The sequence below is a fragment of the Vibrio sp. 10N.222.52.B7 genome (genome assembly GCF_041474275.1).
Classification (GTDB): domain Bacteria; phylum Pseudomonadota; class Gammaproteobacteria; order Enterobacterales; family Vibrionaceae; genus Vibrio; species Vibrio crassostreae_C.
Window position 1 is genome coordinate 1 of sequence record NZ_JBFRTU010000490.1, and the last position, 466, is coordinate 466.

Annotated in this window: 1 pseudogene; it reads right to left on the minus strand. The window is 43.3% G+C overall.

From position 1 onward, the window contains the following. Positions 1-122: 122 nt before the first annotated feature. A pseudogene (locus AB4512_RS23835) lies at positions 123-466 on the minus strand (hypothetical protein); the annotation flags it as partial.

Here is a 466-nt window from a genome sequence, read left to right on the forward strand (position 1 = left end):
AGTTGGATGATTTCTTCCTCAGAACGGTTTGGCTGTTTGAGCGTATCAAACGGCTGAGAGAAGCCAGCAAAACTCAAACAACAGAGAAGTAATAAAAAACGAGTATTCATAGTGTCCGCCCTTTATTGGTATTGGTAGCTGTTAGGGCTTAAATCACATGGAATGCCGAAATTGTTCTGATTGATGACGGCAAACTTCAACGCCCCAAACATATTGAGCTGTTGGCGAGTGACGGCGTCGTACCATTCTGAGATAGGAGAAATCCAATACAGGTCATCATCAGCCGCAACATCAAGCAGTGCGCTCTTAAGGTATGGGTAGTAAATCATGCAGCTACGACCCGGTTTATCGGTAAAGTTTTCGTTTGTATTGCTTAACTTATCAAGCGTTTGATTGAATTCAGACGTTGGATTAAAGATGGCATCGATAGAGCGCTCGATACGGGCATCATAGCTATCAGGGATAA